The following is a 17,432-nucleotide window of genomic DNA, read 5'->3' as shown; positions in this document are numbered from 1 at the left end:
CCGCCGCAGGACGTCAAGGAGAAGCACATGGAAACCATCCGCCTCGGCCGCAGCGACCTGCAGGTATCCCGCATCTGCCTGGGCACCATGACCTTTGGCGAGCAAAACACCGAAGCCGAAGGCCATAGCCAGCTCGACTACGCCGTCTCGCGCGGGATCAACTTCATCGATACCGCCGAGATGTACCCGGTCAGGCCGCGCGCCGAAACCTACAGCCGGACCGAGCAGATCATCGGCAACTGGCTAAAGCGCCAGCCGCGTGACCGCGTGGTGCTTGCGACCAAGGTCGCCGGGCCGGGCCGGATGCCGTGGATCCGCAATGGCGACGATTTCACGCCCGCGGGCATCCGTGCCGCGGTGGATGCTTCGCTGCAGCGGCTGCAGACCGACTATATCGACCTGTACCAGATCCACTGGCCCGCACGCAACGTGCCGATCTTCGGCCAGACCAGCTTCGATCCGGCCAAGGAGCGGGCCTGCACCTCGATCCAGGCGCAGCTCGAAACCATGGCGGAACTGGTGCAGGCAGGCAAGATCCGCTATGTCGGCGTTTCCAATGAAACACCGTGGGGCGTGACCGAATTCGTCAGGCTGGCCGAGCAGCACGGGTTGCCGCGCATCGCGACCATCCAGAATCCGTACAACCTGGTCAACCGCAGCTTCGAGCAGGGCCTGGACGAAGCCTGTTACCACAGCAACGTGAGCCTGCTGGTCTACAGCCCGCTCGCGTTCGGCCAGCTCACGGGCAAGTACCTGAGCGGCGATCCGGCAAATCCCGTGTTCAACGATGCCGCGATCGGCCGGCTGACGCGCTTCGGCGCCGACTGGAGCCCGCGCTACATGCGGCCAGAGACGATGGCGGCCTCGGGCCGCTATGTCGAACTGGCCCGCAAGGCCGGACTGTCGCCGGCGGCACTGGCCCTGGCCTGGTGCTATTCGCGCTGGTTCGCCGCCAGCACCATCATCGGCGCCACGTCGCTGGATCAACTGCAGGAAAACATCGACGCGTGGCAAACGCAATTGCATGAAGACGTGATTGCCGCAATCGGGGTAATCCACAAGCAAATCTGCAATCCGGCGCAATAATCTGCGCCCGGATGGCAAATAACGGGGCTCCGGCAGCATCGGATGCCCCGCATCCCCTCCGAGACTTCGCATTTCGTGCGCGAGAAGTGGTATCCTCGCAGGCTTATCGCTGTCTTGCTATCCGCGCATGCGCGCACGTCCATCAGCCGCCGGAAGTGCCGCTCACGCCATACGCAGGGCTGTCCACGCTAGTCGTGGCGGCCCGGGCAGCGAAACCAAGCTTGTGCGCGGCCGTACCATCCAGAACCGAGTCACTCGGAGGAGAACAGATCAAAATGAAGGGTCTCAAGGCAACCAAGTCCATCCTCGGCGGCGCAGTCGCGCTGGCATTGCTGTGCGGCGGCGCCGTGCACGCCCAGACCGTCAAGGTCCTGTCGATCGTGGACCACCCCGCGCTGGATGCCATCCGCGACGGCGTGCGCGAGGAGCTGAAGGCCGCCGGCTATGACGCCGACAAGAACCTGAAGTGGGAATACCAGAGCGCCCAGGGCAATACCGGCACGGCAGCCCAGATCGCCCGCAAGTTCGTCGGCGACAACCCGAACGCGATCGTCGCCATCGCCACGCCATCGGCCCAGGCCGTGGTGGCCGCCACCAAGAGCGTGCCGGTGGTGTACTCGGGCGTGACCGATCCGGTCGCCGCGCAGCTGGTCAAGAGCTGGGCCCCGTCGGGCACCAACGTGACCGGCGTGTCGGACAAGCTGCCGCTGGACAAGCAGGTCGCCCTGATCAAGCGCGTGGTGCCGAAGGCCAAGACCGTCGGCATGGTCTACAACCCTGGCGAAGCCAACTCGGTCGTGGTGGTCAAGGAACTGAAGGAACTGCTGGCCAAGCAGGGCCTGACCCTGAAGGAAGCCGCCGCGCCGCGCACGGTCGACATCGGTGCCGCCGCCAAGAGCCTGGCCGGCAAGGTGGACGTGATCTACACCAACACCGACAACAACGTGGTTTCGGCCTATGAAGCGCTGGTCAAGGTTGCCAATGAATCGAAGATTCCGCTGGTCGCTGCCGACACCGACAGCGTCAAGCGTGGCGCCATCGCCGCGCTGGGCATCAACTACCTGGACCTGGGCCACCAGACCGGCAAGGTCGTGGTGCGCATCCTGAAGGGTGAGAAGCCGGGCACGATTGCCTCCGAAACCAGCAGCAACCTGGAACTGTTCGTGAACACCGGCGCCGCGCAGAAGCAAGGCGTGACGCTGTCGCCGGACCTGGTCAAGGAAGCCAAGACCGTCATCAAGTAAGCAGAAAGTCTGAGCTGTGCCGTCCGCGCCGTGCGGACGGCCGCGCATCCGCCAGCCCACTACAGTACAAGATCCGGATTACCCTACCCGGGCCCGCCCCCTGAACGAGACGGCGAGCCGACCGGCCTTATCCGGGCGGGCCGCGCCAGCTGTCAACAGGATTCACCATGTCCCTCTTTTCCCTTCTGGGTGCCCTGGAGATCGGCCTGATCTTCAGCCTGGTTGCCCTTGGGGTGCTGATTTCCTTCCGCATCCTCAATTTTCCCGACCTGACCGTTGACGGCAGCTTCCCGCTGGGCGGCGCCGTGGCCGCGACGCTGATCTCCGCCGGGCAGGATCCGTTTGTCGCCACCGCCGTCGCCATCGTGGCCGGCGCCCTGGCTGGCTTCATCACTGGCTGGCTGAATGTGCGGCTCAAGATCATGGACCTGCTCGCCAGTATCCTGATGATGATCGCGCTGTACTCGGTCAACCTGCGCATCATGGGCCGTCCCAATGTGCCGCTGATCACCGAGCCGACGATGTTCACCATCCTGCAGCCCGAATGGCTGCCCGACTATGTGCTGCGACCGCTGGTGCTGTTCGTCGTCGTGGTCGTCGCCAAAGTTGGCCTGGACTGGTTCTTCTCGTCGCAGCTCGGCCTGGCCATGCGCGCTACCGGCGCCAATCCGCGCATGGCGCGCTCGCAGGGCATCGCTACGGGCCGCGCCACGCTGGCCGGCATGGCCCTGTCCAACGGGCTCGTGGCACTGGCCGGCGCGCTGTTCGCGCAAACCCAGGGCGGCTCCGATATCTCGATGGGCATCGGCACCATCGTGATCGGCCTGGCCGCGGTGATCATCGGCGAAACTATCCTGCCGGCACGCCGCCTGGTATGGGCCACGCTCGCCGTGGTGATCGGCGCGATCCTCTACCGCTTCTTCATTGCGCTCGCGCTGAACAGCGACTTCATCGGCCTCAAGGCGCAGGACCTGAACCTGGTCACCGCCGCGCTGGTGACGATCGCCCTGGTGCTGCCCGCCACCCGCAAGAAGCTGTTTGCCCGCAAGAACGGAGGTGCCTGAGATGCTGCGCGCACAAGACCTGAAGCTCACCTTCAACCCGGGCACGCCGATCGAGACCCGCGCGCTGCGCGGCCTGAGCCTGGAGATCCCCAGCGGCCAGTTCGTGGCCGTGATCGGCTCCAACGGCGCCGGCAAGTCGACCTTCCTGAACGCGATCAGCGGCGACCAGATGGTCGACTCGGGACGCATCACGATCGATGAAACAGACGTGACGCGCAAGCCCGCCTGGGACCGCGCACACCTGGTCGCACGCGTGTTCCAGGACCCGATGGCCGGCACCTGCGAGGCGCTGACGATCGAAGAGAACATGGCGCTGGCGATGGCCCGCGGCACGAAGCGTGGTTTCCGCCCCGCGCTGAACCGCGCCTCGCGCGAACTGTTCCGCGAGAAGCTGCGCCTCTTGAACCTGGGCCTGGAAAACCGCCTGACCGACCGCATCGGCCTGCTCTCCGGCGGCCAGCGCCAGGCCGTGAGCCTGCTGATGGCCTCGCTGCAGCCATCGCGCATCCTGCTGCTCGACGAGCACACCGCCGCGCTGGACCCGAAGACCGCCGCGTTCGTGCTGGAACTGACCGCGCGCATCGTCGAGGAAAGCAAGCTGACGACGATGATGGTCACGCACAGCATGCGACAAGCGCTGGACTATGGCCAGCGCACGGTGATGCTGCACCAGGGCCAGGTCGTGCTGGATGTGTCCGGCGACAAGCGCAAAGGGTTGGATGTGCCCGATCTGCTGCGCATGTTCGAGCAGACGAGGCATGAGCAGTTGGATGATGATGCGTTGCTGCTGGGCTGATCTGCCTGTGGCAGGCATGAAGAAAGGGAGCCTTGCCGCTCCCTTTTTTCTTTCTGTCAGGCCGTAGCCGCCTTGTCCAGCCACCGCCCGAGCTGATCCGTCACCGCCGTACTCGAAAACGAACAGCTGTCCTGCGCGAACACCGCCGACATCTCCAGCCGGCGCAGCAGTTCTTCCATCGCCTGGCCAAACACCGGCGGCAGCGTCAGCGCGGGTGCTGCCTCGCGCCATGCCTTCACGAGTTCAGCCGCCGGCAGCGAGCCGCCAGTGTGCTGGTCCAGTGCCGAACGCATGCGCGCCAGCGTGTCCGTATTGGCGGCGCTCATGTGCGTGCCCTCCTTTCCTTGTATAGCTCGCGGAACGTTCGCCCCGACGGTGCGGGCATGTCCCGCGTCTGGGTCCAGCCTTTGCCCGCCATAGGCAGACTGGCGATCAGCCGGTTGCTGCCGCCCATGCGCGCGAGCACGCGCGCGCCGAGACGGCTGGCCAGCGCATAGAGTGCCGGGCGCCGTGCCACGAAGCCCCACGCCTGCAGCGCGAAACGCTCCTGCCAGGGCCGCAGGCCGCGTTCCATCTGCTTTTCGCGCAGCTTGCGCAGCAGGTCCGAGAGCGGGATCGATGCCGGGCACACGCGGTTGCACTCGCCGCACATCGTGGCCGCCTGCGGCAAGTCCAGGGCGTTGGCCAGGCCAACATAGCTCGGCGTCAGCACGCTGCCCATCGGGCCCGGATAGACCCAGCCATAGGCATGGCCGCCGATCTTCTGGTAGACCGGGCAATGGTTCATGCAAGCGCCGCAGCGGATGCAGCGCAGCATCTCCTGAAACTCCCCGCCGATCAGGCCGCTGCGGCCGCCGTCGACGAGCACGAAGTACATGTGCTCGGGGCCATCGCGCTCGCCTTCGGCACGCGGGCCGGTCAGCAGCGAGAAATAGTTCGAGATCGCCTGCCCCGTCGCCGAACGCGGCAGCAGCCGCATCACGGTCGCCAGGTCTTCCAGTGTCGGCAGCACCTTCTCGATGCCGGTGACGGCCACATGCACGCGCGGCATGACCGTGCACATGCCTTCGTTGCCTTCGTTGGTGACGACCGCCACCGAACCGGTCTCGGCAATGATGAAGTTGCCGCCGGTCACGCCCATGTCGGCGGACAAGAACTCGGGGCGCAGCACCTCTCGCGCTTCGCGCGTCATTTCCGGGATGTCGGTCAGGCGCGGCTTGTGGTGGACCCTGGCGAACAGGTCCGCGATCTCGTCCTTGTCCTTGTGCACCACCGGCGCAATGATGTGCGAAGGCGGCTCCGAGTCGTTGATCTGCAGGATGTACTCGCCCAGGTCGGTCTCGATGCTCTGCACGCCCATCTCGCCGAGCACCTGGTTGAGCCGCATCTCCTCGGTCACCATCGACTTGCTCTTGATGACCTTCTTCACGCCGTGCTTCTGCGCGATCTCCGCGACCAGGCGCGCCGCGTCGGCGGTGGTCTCGGCAAACAGAACGGTGGCGCCGCGGCGCGTGGCGTTTTCCTCGAACGTGGCAAGCCATACGTCCAGGTTTTCCAGCGCGCGGTTGCGCCGTTCCTTGAGCGCGGCACGCGTGGCGTCGAAGTCTATGTCGCGGATAGCATCGGCGCGCGCGGTGACGAACTTGGTGGAGAGCTTCTTGAGGTTCTGCTGCAGGCGCTGGTCAGCCAGCTTCTGGCCGGCACGCGCCTTGAATTCCATGCTGTGGACTTGCATCGTCGCGTCTCCGGTGCTCAGGCGTCGCCAGCCAGTACCTGCGCGATATGCAGCACGCGCGTCTGCCTGTCGCCGCTGCGGCGCAGGCGGCCTTCGATATTGAGCATGCAGCCCAGGTCCCCCAGCACGACCGCATCGGCGCCGCTGGCCTTGATGTTCGCGCACTTCTCGTCGACGATGGCCGTCGAGATATTGCCGTACTTGACCGAGAAGGTACCGCCGAAGCCGCAGCAGGCCTCGCAGTCCTTCATCTCGGTCAGCTGCACGCCGGGCAGCTTGCCGAGCAGTTCGCGCGGCTGCACCTTAACGCCCAGCTCGCGCAGGCCCGAGCAGGAATCGTGGTAGGTGACGTGGCCGGCAAAGTTCGAATCGAGGTGTTCGATCTTCGCGACGTTGACGAGGAAATCGGTCAGCTCGAACACGCGTTCGCGCAGGCGTTCGTAACGGCCGTTGAGTTCGGGATCGTCACGCAGCAGGTCGGCGTAGTGATGGCGGATCATGCCGCCGCAGCTGCCCGACGGCACCACCACATAGTCGAACATCTCGAACTCTCGCAGGAATTTCTCGGCCAGGTCGCGCGACACGGCGCGCTCGCCCGAGTTGTAAGCCGGCTGGCCGCAGCAGGTCTGGGCCTCGGGCACCATCACATCGTAGCCGGCGCCTTCCAGCAGCTTCAGCACGGAGAAGCCGATCTCCGGGCGCATGAGGTCCACCAGGCAGGTGGCGAACAGGCCAACTCGCATTTGCTTTCTTCTCCAGACCCCGAAACCCCGCAATTATGCGCGTTTGCGCCGCGAGTGGCGCACAAACCATTCAAGCGCGCTGTGAATGCAGTTCAGGTCGCATCACTTCTGTGCAGGTCACCGGACTAGAAGATTCTTACTGAAATGTCATTTCACCTATTGAAATTTTCACGATGCGAGATAGAATCAGGCAAATGCTTAATTTGCCGCAGGGCAACATTTTCCTATGTCAGACGCAGACAAGTCGCCCGGAAAGACTTCGATCCAGGTTATTGAACGCATGATGACGCTGCTGGACGCATTGGCCCAGCACGCCGACCCGGTCAGCCTGAAAGAGCTGTCGATCGCTACCGGACTGCACCCCTCCACGGCCCATCGCATCCTCAACGACATGGTGGCATGCCGCTTCGTCGACCGCTCCGACCCCGGCAGCTACCGGCTCGGCATGCGCCTGCTGGAACTCGGCAACCTGGTCAAGGCACGCCTGTCGGTACGCGACGCGGCGCTGGCACCGATGCGTGCACTGCACCGCGTGACCGGGCAAACGGTCAACCTGTCGGTACGCCAGGGTGACGAGATCGTGTATATCGAGCGCGCCTACAGCGAGCGCTCAGGCATGCAGGTGGTGCGCGCCATCGGCGGACGCGCCCCGCTGCACCTGACCTCCGTCGGCAAGCTGTTCCTGGCCGCCGATGAAGCCACGCGCGTACGCAGCTATGCCACGCGCACCGGCTTGGCCGGGCATACGCGAACCTCGATCACCGACGTGACCAAGCTCGAGCGCGAACTCAACTGGGTTCGCACCAACGGCTACGCGCGCGACAACGAAGAGCTGGAACTGGGCGTGCGCTGCATCGCCGCCGGCATCTACGATGATTCGCGCCGCCTGGTGGCCGGCCTGTCGCTGTCGGCGCCCGCCGACCGCCTGCAGGACAGCTGGCTCCAGAACCTGAAGGACACCGCGCTGCAGATCTCGCGCGGCATGGGCTACGTGACCGAGTCCGAAGCCGCCTGATCCGGTTCTTGCCGGCGGCGCCGGGCAAATTGAGGCCCTGCCGCCGGTTCAACGAAGCATGGACACATCACTCAAGGGTTTACGCTTAGTTTTCAGATAACCTGTAAACCATATAATCGGGCCGCCATGCGAACCCGAGCAATCACCCTGACCGAGCAGGTCACCCGTCAGCTGCGTACCGACATCGAGAACGGGATCTATCCCGTTGGCAGCCGCCTGCCCACGGGCAAGCAACTGGCCGGGCAATACGGCGTCAGCGCCGCCGTGATCCGCGAAGTCACGGAACACCTGCGCTCGCAGGGACTGGTGGAGTCCCGCCAGGGCGTGGGCTGCACCGTGCGTTCGCGCACGGGCTCCGCCGGTTTCCAGCTGCCGCGCGAGCCCGATCTGGGCCGTGCCGAGCTGGCCGACCTGTATGACCTGCGCATTGACCTGGAAAGCGCTGCCGCCGCACTGGCCGCCGTGCGGCGCAGCGCCGACGACCTGGAGAGCCTTTCCGGACTGCTGCAACGGCTGAAGGCGCATCTCTATGATGCGCAGCCGGCGGTCGACCTGGATGCCGCCTTCCATATCGGCATTGCCAGCGCCACGCATAACCCGTATTACCGGCAATTGCTGCAGTACATGAACCTGCAATTGCACCAGGCTGTCGCCACCGCGCGCGCCAACACGCTGCAGCAAGCGCGCCTGCCCGAGGCGGTGCACAAGGAACACGAAGCCATCTTCGAAGCGATCCGCGAAGGCGCTGCCGACGCGGCACGCCGGGCCACCACCCACCACCTGCAATGCGCCGCGCAGCGCCTGGGCCTGGCCCTGCGCGCACGCACCGACGATCCCCTGCCCTGAAAGCTGAAAGCTGAAAGCGATCCACTCATGCAAGCCGCCAACCTGCCCCAGCGTCTCACCGAAATCCTTGGCCCCGACACCGTGCTCACACAACCCGACGACATCGCGCCGTGGCTGTCGGACTGGCGGGGCATCTACCGCGGCCAGGCCCAGGCAGTGGTCCGCCCGCGCACGGTTGACGAAGTCTCGCGCTGCCTCGCGCTATGCCAGCAGGCTGCGGTACCGGTCGTGCCGCGCGGCGGCAACACCGGCCTGTGCGGCGCGGCCACGCCCGACAGCCAGCCGCGGAACGTGGTGCTGAGCCTGGACCGCATGCACGCGATCCGCTCGCTCGACACCATTGCCAACACCATGGTGGCCGAAGCCGGCTGCATCCTGGGGAACCTGCGGCGCGCCGCGGCCGACGCTAACCGGCTGCTGCCGCTGAGCCTGGCGGCGGAGGATTCGTGCCAGATCGGCGGCAACCTGGCGACCAATGCAGGCGGCGTCAACGTCGTGCGCTATGGCATGACGCGCGAACTGGTGCTCGGTGTCGAAGCCGTGCTGCCCAATGGCGAGGTCTTCCATGGCCTGCGCGCGCTGCGCAAGGACAACACCGGCTATGACCTCAAGCAGCTGCTGATCGGCTCGGAAGGCACGCTCGGCGTCATCACCGCCGCGGCATTGCGCCTGTTCCCGCGCACCGACACACGCAGTGTCGTGCTGGCTGCAGTGGAGTCGCCGCAGCAGGCGCTGGAACTCTACGCGCTGCTGTTCGAGCAATGCGGCGCGCGGCTGCAGGCTTTCGAATTCTTCACCGGCGCTTGCCTGGACCTGGTCCTCACCCATGCCGAAGGCGTGCAGGAGCCTTTTGCACAGCGCCATTCCGCCTACGTGCTGGTGGAGCTGGCCGACACTGCGGAGGAAGACGCGCTCAACGCACTGCTGGAGCGCGTCATTGGCGAGGCGCTGGAACGCGGCCTGTGCCAGGATGCTGCAGTATCCGCGTCGCTGGCGCAGCTGCAGGCCCTGTGGAAACTGCGCGAGGAAATCTCGGAAGCGCAGCGCGCGGACGGGCCGCACCTGAAGCACGACGTTTCCCTGCCGATCGAACAGATCCCGGCGTTCATGGTGTCGATGGAAGCCTGCCTGCGCACGCTGGACCCGGCCATCCGGCCGTTCATCTTCGGGCACTTCGGCGACGGCAACCTGCACTACAACCTGTCGCGCCCGGCGGGTGCGCCGAAGGACTGGGCGGCGAAGCACGAAGACGCTGTGACCGGCACCGTGCTCGATGAAGTGATGCGCTACGGTGGCAGCATCAGTGCGGAACATGGCATTGGCCAGCTCAAGCGCCATGCATTCCTGCAGTACAAGGACCCGCTGGAACTGCGGCTGATGCGCGAGATCAAGCGCGCCTTCGATCCGGCCGGCATCATGAATCCGGGCAAGCTGCTCTGAAGCGGCGAAGCCCCATAAAAAAACGCGCCATGATCGGCGCGTTTTTTGGGTCAGGCTGAGCTCAGGTTCCGTGCGACTGCTGCGAAGCCAGGATCGCATGTGCGCCGCCAGGCGTCTGCGTCAGGTTCGGCGAGGACGGGAACGTGTGCGGCTGGGGTGCCGGCGGCGAAGAGTGTTCCAGCCAGTCCCGGACGCGCGTGGCGTCCGCAAAGCGCGAAAGCTTGCCCACGGAATCCAGGAACACCATCACCACATTGCGGCCGTTGACCCGGGCCTGCATGACCAGGCACTGGCCAGCTTCGGAGATGAAGCCAGTCTTCTGCAGGCCAATCTCCCAGTTGCCGCCACGCACCAGGCGGTTGGTGCTGACGTAGTGCTGTGTGCGGCCCAGCACGTTCACCTCATGCTCGGTCTGGGTCGAGAACTCGCGGATGGTCGGGTTGCGGTAAGCGGCATTGACCATGCGCGCCAGATCCATGGCGCTCGACACATTGCTGCTCGACAGGCCGCTCGAATCCACGAAGTGGCTGTCGTTCATGCCGAGTTCGCGGGCCTTGCGGTTCATCGCCTGGACGAATGCCGGCAGGCCGCCCGGGTAGTTCCGGCCCAGCGCCGAAGCGGCGCGGTTCTCCGACGACATCAGCGCCAGCAGCAGCAGTTCCTGGCGCGTGAGCTGGGTACCGAAGCGCAGGCGGGAGCTGCTGTGCTTTTCGGTGTCCTTGTCCTCTTCCGTAATGGTAAGCACCTCGTCCATCGGCAGGCGCGCGTCCGTCACCACCAGCGCGGTCATCAGCTTGGTGATCGAGGCAATCGGCAGGACCGCGCTCGGATTCTTCTGGAACAGCACCTCATTGGTGTTCTGGTCCATCACGAGCGCAACGCTCGAGCGCAGGGCCAGCGCGTCTTCGGTATCGCGCAGCCCCATGGCCTCGCCGAGTGACGGCTTGGCCGGCGTGAACACGGCACGCACCGGTGCAGCCCGATGCGACGCCACAACCTGCCGTCTGCCGTTCTTCAGGACGACCACCTTGCGAGAAGACGAAGCCTTGGCCGTCGTGCGCTTACTGCTTGAACTGGCCTTTTTCTCGATTTTGGACGATTTTGCCTGTTTTTTGACAGACTTCTGGGTAGATGTCGACTTGGTGGCCGCCTCAGCCAACGGTGCGGCCAGCATCGACGCGGATGCCAGCACAGCAACGGCTATGGCACTCAGGGGCGTAAAGCCGAAGAATCTGGAAAAAATGGAATCAGACCGAAACATGATTCGTTCAGCGCATCAGGATGGCGCTAGTGTAGGAAATTAAGAAATTGTTAGCAAGATTAAAGACTTACGGAAGCAAGTTAAAGTTCGATTTGCAAACATTTCCACATTGCGGAAATTGTTGATTATTCGTCACGTTCGTCATCATCGATCTCCGTAAGCCACAACACCGCAATGGCTTCGCCGCTGCAGCAATCTTCCTTGTATGTCGGCGCGTATCGTTACATATTGATACATATCTCACTATGAGAGGAAACGCGCAAACCCGCTTACCGGTTCACGTTCCGTGCTGAGCCGGTTTTCGATGGCCTCTGGATCCGCATAGCCAAGCGACATGCCGCAGACGACCATTTCTTCGCCGGGCAGGCGCAGGTGATCGCCAATGACCTTGTGGAACTGGGTGAACGCCGCCTGTGGGCAGGTGTCGAGGCCACGCGCCCTGGCGGCGATCATGATGCTCTGCAGGAACATGCCATAGTCGAGCCAGCTACCGAGCTCCATGATCCGGTCGATCGTGAAAATCATGCCAACCGGTGCGTCGAAGAAGCGAAAGTTGCGTGCGTGCTGTTCGTGCATGCGCGACTTGTCCTCGCGGCTGATCTGCAGCAGGCCATAGAGATCCCAGCCCACCTTGCGGCGGCGCTCCAGATAGGGGTTCACCCATGAGCGCGGGTAGTACGGATACTCTTCCAGGTATTTGGTGTCGCGCTCCGGGTCTTCATACGCAGCCATCAAGTCGGCGCACAGCCTGGCCTTGGCGTCCCCGGCCAGCACATAGACGCGCCACGGTTGCGTGTTGGTGCCGGATGGCGCGCGGCTGGCAACGGCGAGTATCTCTTCGACCGTTTCGCGCGGCACCGGCGTATCCAGGAATGCCCGGACCGAACGGCGCGTCAGGATGGCGCGGTCGACGCAGTCGACCGCGTGCCGCGAAACAGCCCCGGCGGCTACTTGCGTGCCTGCTTGCATGTCCTGCGACATCTTGCCTTCCTCCATCACGCCTCGCCCCGCGCCTGCACACAGGGAACCGTCAGGGGCTGCAACGCGCGGCGCAGCGGCTCGGGCAAGGCCACCGGGCGGCGTGTGACGCGATCGACATAGACGTGGATAAAGTGCCCTTGTGCCGCCGCGATCTCGCTGTCCCCGCTGAACAGCCCCACCTCATAGCGCACGCTGGACGTACCCAGCCGCGCCACGCGCAAGCCCGCCATGACCGTGTCCGGAAAGCTCAGCGACGAGAAGTAGTTGCACTGCGTCTCGATCACCAGCCCGATCGTGCCGCCCGCTTCGAGGTCGAGCACGCCCTGCCGGATCAGGTACGTGTTCACGACGGTGTCAAAATAACTGTAGTAGACAACGTTGTTCACGTGGCCATAGACATCGTTATCCATCCAACGCGTCGTGATGGCCTGGAAGTGCGGATAGGCACTGCGGTGCTCGGCTTGCGGTTTCATGGGACGTTGCGGAACAGGAATGAAGGGAAGTCGCGAAAGCGGCTAACGGCGAATGACCAGCGCCACGCCAGCCACACGAAGGGCACCATTAGTATTGGCACCAGGACGCCCACGAACCGCAGGAACGTCATCGGATCGGCATGCGTCATGCGGTACTCATGCCGCCACCGCCCGCACAGGCGTGATGCTATCCAGCGCGTAGCGTGCGTGGTAGCGCGCAGCGAGGCCGACGGTCTGTGCATGCACCGCAACCGTATCTTCGATCCGGTTACCGTAGCCGCCGGCCATGGCCACTGCGACCGGGAGCCGGCGCGACAGCGCAGCCTCGAACACCATGGTGTCACGCCGGGCCAGGCCATCCATGGACAGCTTCAGCCGGCCGAGGCGATCGCCCTCGTGCGGGTCCGCCCCCGCGAGGTAGATCAGCAGGTCCGGGGCAAAGCGGTCGAACAGCGTATCCAGCGCAACCTGCAGTGCTTCGGCATAGGCGTCGTCACCGCAGCCATCCGGCAGCCCGACATCGAGGTCGCTCGCTTCCTTGCGAAAGGGATAGTTCTTCTCCCCATGCAGCGACAGGGTGAAGATGGTCGGGTCCGACTGCAGGATGGAAGCCGTGCCATTGCCCTGGTGCACGTCGAGATCGATCACCGCCACATGCCGGACCCGGCCGTCGCGCTGCAATACGCGCGCTGCGATGGCTGCGTCATTGAAGCAGAAACCACCGCCCTTGTCGGCATAGGCATGGTGCGTGCCGCCCGCCAGGTTCACGGCAATGCCCTCGCCCAGTGCCGTGCGGCAGGCCTCGATGGTCGCGCCGGCCGAGCGGCGCGAGCGCTCGACCATCGCCTCGGACCAGGGGAATCCGATCTCGCGCTGGCGCGCCGCGTCGAGCAGGCCGGAGGAAGCGTCAGCCACATAGGACGGCGTATGGGCAAGGAGGAGCGCGTCGTCCCCGGCACGCGGCGCCTCGCGAAACATCAGCCCCGGTACGCAGGCGACGGCTTCCCGCAGCATGCTGTACTTGCGCATCGGGAAGCGATGGCCCGGTGGCAGCGGCAGTACAAAATGGTCGGCGTAGAAGGCGAGCATGGTGTGACGAGGCGATCATTCTTGTTGTCGGGCGCAACGCTTGCGTGGTCAAGCATTGGCAGCCTGCGATGGTAGCACTGCTGGAAAACCCGCGTGTCACGCCTGGTTCATGACGCCCACGGCACATTTCGAGGCGGTTGCCGCGTTCTTTTTGTGCGACGCACAAAAACTGCTTGACACAGGCTTTTCATTCCCTAGAATTGCAATTGTTGCGGCGCACCAAAGCAACAGCGCAAGCGCCCTGACCCAATCCCTACGCCTGGGCTGGACGGCACGGAACGATATCCGTCACGATCCTGACATCCAGGCGGTTTAATTTGCTTGACCTTGAAGTTCACCACTGGAGACCAGCAATGATCCTCACCCCGGAACAAGTCGCAGCAGCGCAAAAGGCAAACCTGGAAACGCTGTTTGGCCTGACCACCAAGGCTTTCGAAGGCGTCGAGAAGCTCGTCGAACTGAACCTGCAGGTCGTCAAGACCACCTTCGCCGAAAACATCGACAACGCCAAGAAGGCGCTGTCCGCCAAGGATGCCCAGGAACTGCTGGCCATCCAGGCTTCGCTGGTGCAGCCGGTCGCGGAAAAGACCCTGGCCTACACCCGTCACCTGTACGAAATCGCTTCGGAAACCCAGAGCGAGTTCACCAAGGTCGCCGAAGCCCAACTGGCCGAAGGCTCGAAGAACGTGCAGGCTCTGGTCGACAACCTCGCCAAGAACGCACCGGCCGGTTCGGAATCGACCGTGGCCATCGTGAAGTCGGCCATCTCGGCTGCCAACAACGCCTACGAGTCGGTCCAGAAGGCCACCAAGCAGGCTGTTGAAATCGCCGAAAGCAACTTCCAGGCTGCCGCCACCGCCGCCAGCAAGGCTGCCCAGCAGGCCAGCGCCACGGCCCGCAGCGCCGCCGCCAAGAAGACGACCGCTGCCTGATCGCCGGCACGTCTGAAAGGTAGTACCAACGACCGGCTCCGCGCCGGTCCGTTGGCAAAGCGCACCGCTGGACGGCGCGTTTTGCTAACGATGATTGCGGCAGCACACAACGCAGACTTGCCGCATCGCGTGCCGGTGTCTCCTCGGTACCGCGGTCTCCTTGTCCAAAGGTATCGTTAAGCCCGACCCTACAGGTCGGGTTTTTTTTGGTCGGGCTTTTTTGCTTTCCGCCGCCCGCGTCCTTGCCGCGCCGCTGCCTCGCAAAGCACGCCCGCAAGCGTTCTCCTTGCCCAATGCCGGAGCGGGCGACTATCGTTAGCAAGGTGCAGCCCGCGGCATTCTGGCGTGCCTGGGCCTCCCCCGGATTGACATGGCGCGGTGCAACACCAGGCCATGCCGGGCATGCGTGGCGCAGCGCTTGCGCAACGCAACAGCATCAAGGAGATGCCATGAAGACGCAGAGCCATATCACGACCTACATCGTCATCGCGATGATCCTTGGCGGCGTGGTCGGCTACGCCTGTCATGTCGCATTCCCCGATCCAAAGCTGGCGAAGGAGATCGCAGGCTACATCTCGATCATCACCGATGTCTTCCTGCGGCTGATCAAGATGATCATCGCACCCCTGGTCTTCTCGACGCTGGTCATCGGCATTGCCCATATGGGAGACGCCAGCACCGTCGGCCGCGTGGGCATCAAGGCGATGGCGTGGTTCATCACGGCCTCGCTCGTGTCGCTGACGCTGGGCCTGATCATGGCCACCATGCTGCAGCCAGGCGTCAACATCGGCCTGCCCCTGCCCGATGTCGGCTCCGCCACCAACCTGAAAACCAACGCCTTCACGCTGAAGGATTTCGTCGCCCACCTGGTGCCCAAGTCCGTGGCCGAGGCCATGGCCAACAACGAGATCCTGCAGATCGTGGTCTTCTCGATCTTCTTCGGCACCGCCATTGCCACACTGGGCGAACATGGCAAGCGCATGGCCGGCGTGATCGAGGATCTCGCGCAGATCATGCTGAAGATCACCGGTGCGGTCATGTGGCTGGCGCCGGTTGCGGTGTTCGCCGCCATAGCGTCGACGGTGACGACGCAAGGCCTTGGCATCCTCCTGACCTTCGCCAAGTTCATGGGCAGCTTCTACCTTGCCCTGTTCGTGCTTTGGGCATTGCTGGCGCTGGCCGGCTTTGTGTTCCTGGGCAGGCGGATCGTCACACTGATCAAGCTGATCCGCGAGCCGTTCCTGTTGTCTTTCTCCACCGCGAGCTCCGAAGCCGCCTATCCGAAGCTGCTCGATGCGCTCGACAAGTTCGGCGTCAACCGCAAGATCTCCAGCTTCGTGCTGCCGCTGGGCTATTCGTTCAACCTGGACGGGTCGATGATGTACTGCACGTTCGCCGTGCTGTTTATCGCCCAGGCCTATGACATCCACCTGCCGCTAGGCACGCAGATCACGATGCTGTTGTTGCTGATGCTGACGTCGAAGGGCATGGCGGGCGTGCCGCGGGCGTCGCTGGTAGTCATTGCCGCCACGCTGAACCAGTTCAATATGCCGGAGGCCGGCCTCCTGCTGATCATGGGGGTGGACCAGTTCCTCGACATGGGCCGCTCCGCGACCAACGCCGTGGGCAACTCGATTGCCTCCGCCGTGGTCGCCAAGTGGGAAGGCCAACTGGCCAGCGAATCGACGCTCGATACCGGCGACGAGGGCGGCATGGGTGGCATGGGCGACGAACGCGAGCCGTTGTCCAAACCCGAGGCCGCGCGTGCATGAGCGGTGGTTCGCAGACCGCAGAGGAGCGACGCATGTCTTGCACTGTTGCCCGGCGTGGCCGCAATGTGTGGTGGCAAGTCGTGGCGCTATGCCTGGCACTGGCTGCCGGCGTTGCGCTGGCCCAGGAGCCGATCGCCCTCTCGGGCACGCTGAAGAAGGCGAAGGAATCCGGCATCCTGATCATCGGCTACCGGGAATCCTCGCTGCCCTTTTCATACCTGAACCAGATCCGCCGGCCGATCGGCTACTCGATCGACATCTGCACGGCCATCGTGCAGGAAGCAGGCAATGAGGTAGGCCGCGACCTGACCATCAACTGGGTCCCGGTCACCTCCGAGAACCGCATTGATGCGATGACGTCGGGCAAGATCGACCTGGAGTGCGGATCGACCACGCGCAATGCCGAACGGCAACAGCGGGTGGCCTTCTCGCCGGTGATCTTCGTCGCGGGCACCAAGCTGATGGTGCCGCATGGCTCGCCCATCCGTACCTTCCGCGACCTGAAAGGCAAGACGGTGGTGGCCACGGCCGGCACCACCAATGTGGAAGCGATCGAGCGGCTGTCCACGCGCTTCAATCTCGGCGTGACCATCATCCGCGCCCGCGACCATGCCGATGCCTTCGAAGTCCTGCGCCACGGCGGCGCCGACGCCTACGCGGGGGACGACGTCCTGCTATACGGCTTCCTGGCCAAGTATGGACTCGGCAAGAAGTATGACGTGACGCGCGACTTCCTGTCCTACGATCCCTACGGCATCATGCTGCGCAAGGACGATCCGCAATTTGCCGCAGTCGTCGACAAGGCGGTGCGCGACCTGATCACCACCGGCGAACTGGAGCGCCTGTACAAGCAGTGGTTCATGAACCGCCTGCCCACTGGCGAACGCCTTGGCATTCCCATGAGCGCGCAACTGGAAGACATCATCCAGTCCACGCCCCAACAGCCGGATTGACC

The 17,432-nt window shown here is 64.2% G+C and carries 18 protein-coding genes; 10 read left to right on the top strand and 8 right to left on the bottom strand.

What is annotated here, in order from left to right; genetic code table 11:
• Positions 1 to 27: 27 nt before the first annotated feature.
• The 4 genes from LDO29_RS11665 to LDO29_RS11650 all read left to right on the top strand — a co-directional run bounded on the left by LDO29_RS11665 (position 28) and on the right by LDO29_RS11650 (position 4,190).
• Complete coding sequence (locus LDO29_RS11665) at positions 28 to 1,086, top strand: aldo/keto reductase (RefSeq protein WP_224079938.1); 1,059 nt, start codon at positions 28 to 30, stop codon at positions 1,084 to 1,086.
• A gap of 275 nt (positions 1,087 to 1,361) precedes the next feature.
• Positions 1,362 to 2,330, top strand: coding sequence for an ABC transporter substrate-binding protein (locus tag LDO29_RS11660; RefSeq protein ID WP_224079937.1), 969 nt, complete (start codon positions 1,362 to 1,364; stop codon positions 2,328 to 2,330).
• Between the two features lie 167 nt (positions 2,331 to 2,497).
• On the top strand, positions 2,498 to 3,394 hold the full coding sequence (locus tag LDO29_RS11655; protein ID WP_224079936.1) for an ABC transporter permease: 897 nt from the start codon (positions 2,498 to 2,500) through the stop codon (positions 3,392 to 3,394).
• Position 3,395: 1 nt separating this feature from the next.
• On the top strand, positions 3,396 to 4,190 hold the full coding sequence (locus tag LDO29_RS11650) for an ABC transporter ATP-binding protein (protein ID WP_224079935.1): 795 nt from the start codon (positions 3,396 to 3,398) through the stop codon (positions 4,188 to 4,190).
• A 56-nt stretch (positions 4,191 to 4,246) separates the two neighbouring features.
• Here the strand turns inward: LDO29_RS11650 and LDO29_RS11645 are convergent, their stop codons facing one another.
• The 3 genes from LDO29_RS11645 to LDO29_RS11635 are packed head-to-tail and all read right to left on the bottom strand — an operon-like array spanning position 4,247 to position 6,668.
• Positions 4,247 to 4,516 carry a hypothetical protein gene (locus tag LDO29_RS11645; protein WP_224079934.1) on the bottom strand — a complete coding sequence of 90 codons (270 nt, stop codon included), beginning with the start codon at positions 4,514 to 4,516 and terminating at the stop codon, positions 4,247 to 4,249.
• Complete coding sequence (locus LDO29_RS11640) at positions 4,513 to 5,925, bottom strand: LutB/LldF family L-lactate oxidation iron-sulfur protein (RefSeq protein WP_224079933.1); 1,413 nt, start codon at positions 5,923 to 5,925, stop codon at positions 4,513 to 4,515. The genes LDO29_RS11645 and LDO29_RS11640 overlap by 4 nt, the downstream gene beginning before the upstream one ends.
• Before the next feature lie 17 nt (positions 5,926 to 5,942).
• Positions 5,943 to 6,668 (bottom strand): (Fe-S)-binding protein, encoded by a 726-nt coding sequence (locus tag LDO29_RS11635; protein ID WP_224079932.1) that lies wholly within the window; start codon positions 6,666 to 6,668, stop codon positions 5,943 to 5,945.
• A gap of 226 nt (positions 6,669 to 6,894) precedes the next feature.
• On the opposite strand from LDO29_RS11635, the gene LDO29_RS11630 reads away from it, so the two are divergent.
• The 3 genes from LDO29_RS11630 to LDO29_RS11620 all read left to right on the top strand — a co-directional run bounded on the left by LDO29_RS11630 (position 6,895) and on the right by LDO29_RS11620 (position 9,969).
• Positions 6,895 to 7,683, top strand: coding sequence for an IclR family transcriptional regulator (locus LDO29_RS11630; protein WP_224079931.1), 789 nt, complete (start codon positions 6,895 to 6,897; stop codon positions 7,681 to 7,683).
• A 126-nt stretch (positions 7,684 to 7,809) separates the two neighbouring features.
• Complete coding sequence (locus tag LDO29_RS11625) at positions 7,810 to 8,529, top strand: FadR/GntR family transcriptional regulator (RefSeq protein WP_224079930.1); 720 nt, start codon at positions 7,810 to 7,812, stop codon at positions 8,527 to 8,529.
• Positions 8,530 to 8,556: 27 nt separating this feature from the next.
• Positions 8,557 to 9,969, top strand: a complete 1,413-nt coding sequence (locus LDO29_RS11620) for an FAD-binding oxidoreductase (RefSeq protein ID WP_224079929.1) — start codon at positions 8,557 to 8,559, stop codon at positions 9,967 to 9,969.
• A gap of 61 nt (positions 9,970 to 10,030) precedes the next feature.
• Here the strand turns inward: LDO29_RS11620 and pbpG are convergent, their stop codons facing one another.
• From pbpG to LDO29_RS11595, 5 genes are all read right to left on the bottom strand, one after another.
• Positions 10,031 to 11,230, bottom strand: coding sequence for a D-alanyl-D-alanine endopeptidase (gene pbpG / locus LDO29_RS11615; protein ID WP_224079928.1), 1,200 nt, complete (start codon positions 11,228 to 11,230; stop codon positions 10,031 to 10,033).
• Positions 11,231 to 11,473: 243 nt separating this feature from the next.
• Entirely contained in the window at positions 11,474 to 12,199 is a 726-nt protein-coding gene (locus tag LDO29_RS11610) for a nitroreductase (RefSeq protein ID WP_224080046.1), read from the bottom strand.
• Between the two features lie 26 nt (positions 12,200 to 12,225).
• Positions 12,226 to 12,684, bottom strand: a complete 459-nt coding sequence (locus tag LDO29_RS11605; protein ID WP_224079927.1) for an acyl-CoA thioesterase — start codon at positions 12,682 to 12,684, stop codon at positions 12,226 to 12,228.
• Entirely contained in the window at positions 12,681 to 12,833 is a 153-nt protein-coding gene (locus LDO29_RS11600) for a hypothetical protein (protein ID WP_224079926.1), read from the bottom strand. Before LDO29_RS11600 ends, LDO29_RS11605 begins: the two co-directional genes overlap by 4 nt.
• A gap of 7 nt (positions 12,834 to 12,840) precedes the next feature.
• Entirely contained in the window at positions 12,841 to 13,773 is a 933-nt protein-coding gene (locus LDO29_RS11595; protein WP_224079925.1) for a histone deacetylase family protein, read from the bottom strand.
• A gap of 353 nt (positions 13,774 to 14,126) precedes the next feature.
• Between LDO29_RS11595 and phaP1 the strand changes: the two genes are divergently transcribed.
• From phaP1 to LDO29_RS11580, 3 genes are all read left to right on the top strand, one after another.
• Positions 14,127 to 14,705 (top strand): TIGR01841 family phasin PhaP1, encoded by a 579-nt coding sequence (gene phaP1, locus LDO29_RS11590; RefSeq protein WP_224079924.1) that lies wholly within the window; start codon positions 14,127 to 14,129, stop codon positions 14,703 to 14,705.
• A gap of 449 nt (positions 14,706 to 15,154) precedes the next feature.
• Positions 15,155 to 16,477, top strand: a complete 1,323-nt coding sequence (locus tag LDO29_RS11585) for a dicarboxylate/amino acid:cation symporter (protein WP_224079923.1) — start codon at positions 15,155 to 15,157, stop codon at positions 16,475 to 16,477.
• A 32-nt stretch (positions 16,478 to 16,509) separates the two neighbouring features.
• Positions 16,510 to 17,430 (top strand): amino acid ABC transporter substrate-binding protein, encoded by a 921-nt coding sequence (locus LDO29_RS11580; protein ID WP_224079922.1) that lies wholly within the window; start codon positions 16,510 to 16,512, stop codon positions 17,428 to 17,430.
• Positions 17,431 to 17,432 lie beyond the last annotated feature (2 nt).

The sequence above is a fragment of the Cupriavidus laharis genome (genome assembly GCF_914271435.1).
Taxonomy (GTDB): Bacteria; Pseudomonadota; Gammaproteobacteria; order Burkholderiales; family Burkholderiaceae; genus Cupriavidus; species Cupriavidus laharis.
Note: the sequence above shows the minus strand (reverse complement) of the source record. Positions and strands in the feature narration are given on the sequence as shown.

Coding starts and splice junctions, on each gene's coding strand:
- LDO29_RS11665 (WP_224079938.1), top strand. CDS start 28: ATGGAAACCATCCGCCTCGGCCGCAGCGACCTGCAGGTATCCCGCATC.
- LDO29_RS11660 (WP_224079937.1), top strand. CDS start 1,362: ATGAAGGGTCTCAAGGCAACCAAGTCCATCCTCGGCGGCGCAGTCGCG.
- LDO29_RS11655 (WP_224079936.1), top strand. CDS start 2,498: ATGTCCCTCTTTTCCCTTCTGGGTGCCCTGGAGATCGGCCTGATCTTC.
- LDO29_RS11650 (WP_224079935.1), top strand. CDS start 3,396: ATGCTGCGCGCACAAGACCTGAAGCTCACCTTCAACCCGGGCACGCCG.
- LDO29_RS11645 (WP_224079934.1), bottom strand. CDS start 4,516: ATGAGCGCCGCCAATACGGACACGCTGGCGCGCATGCGTTCGGCACTG.
- LDO29_RS11640 (WP_224079933.1), bottom strand. CDS start 5,925: ATGCAAGTCCACAGCATGGAATTCAAGGCGCGTGCCGGCCAGAAGCTG.
- LDO29_RS11635 (WP_224079932.1), bottom strand. CDS start 6,668: ATGCGAGTTGGCCTGTTCGCCACCTGCCTGGTGGACCTCATGCGCCCG.
- LDO29_RS11630 (WP_224079931.1), top strand. CDS start 6,895: ATGTCAGACGCAGACAAGTCGCCCGGAAAGACTTCGATCCAGGTTATT.
- LDO29_RS11625 (WP_224079930.1), top strand. CDS start 7,810: ATGCGAACCCGAGCAATCACCCTGACCGAGCAGGTCACCCGTCAGCTG.
- LDO29_RS11620 (WP_224079929.1), top strand. CDS start 8,557: ATGCAAGCCGCCAACCTGCCCCAGCGTCTCACCGAAATCCTTGGCCCC.
- pbpG (WP_224079928.1), bottom strand. CDS start 11,230: ATGTTTCGGTCTGATTCCATTTTTTCCAGATTCTTCGGCTTTACGCCC.
- LDO29_RS11610 (WP_224080046.1), bottom strand. CDS start 12,199: ATGCAAGCAGGCACGCAAGTAGCCGCCGGGGCTGTTTCGCGGCACGCG.
- LDO29_RS11605 (WP_224079927.1), bottom strand. CDS start 12,684: ATGAAACCGCAAGCCGAGCACCGCAGTGCCTATCCGCACTTCCAGGCC.
- LDO29_RS11600 (WP_224079926.1), bottom strand. CDS start 12,833: ATGACGCATGCCGATCCGATGACGTTCCTGCGGTTCGTGGGCGTCCTG.
- LDO29_RS11595 (WP_224079925.1), bottom strand. CDS start 13,773: ATGCTCGCCTTCTACGCCGACCATTTTGTACTGCCGCTGCCACCGGGC.
- phaP1 (WP_224079924.1), top strand. CDS start 14,127: ATGATCCTCACCCCGGAACAAGTCGCAGCAGCGCAAAAGGCAAACCTG.
- LDO29_RS11585 (WP_224079923.1), top strand. CDS start 15,155: ATGAAGACGCAGAGCCATATCACGACCTACATCGTCATCGCGATGATC.
- LDO29_RS11580 (WP_224079922.1), top strand. CDS start 16,510: ATGTCTTGCACTGTTGCCCGGCGTGGCCGCAATGTGTGGTGGCAAGTC.